The 243-nt window shown below is 46.5% G+C and carries 1 protein-coding gene; it reads left to right on the forward strand.

Annotated elements, in window-relative coordinates; translation table 11 throughout:
* Nucleotides 1-243, forward strand: a 243-nt coding sequence (locus tag AAEY75_RS16705; protein WP_502944462.1) for a nucleotidyl cyclase domain-containing protein, incomplete at both ends; no start/stop codon positions are given.

Consider the following 243-nt stretch of genomic DNA (forward strand, 5'->3'; position numbering starts at 1 on the left):
GTTGTATGTTCAGCTCGATAACATTGGTAAGATCAGAAGTAGCTTGGGTTTGCAAGGTGTCGATACGACAGTCAGACAGGTCGCTTATGCTTTAGATGAGCTGGTGCCAGAAGGCTATGTGAGCCGCTTTAGTGACACAGCATTTACGATACTAGTAGAAAACCAGACCACCGACGATCTCGAAAAGCTTGCGGAGCATATTGGCCTACGGATTAGTGGCATGCTTATTGAAGTCGATAAGCG

This window comes from Psychrobacter sp. TB55-MNA-CIBAN-0194 (genome assembly GCF_040309505.1).
GTDB classification, from domain to species: Bacteria; Pseudomonadota; Gammaproteobacteria; order Pseudomonadales; family Moraxellaceae; genus Psychrobacter; species Psychrobacter fozii.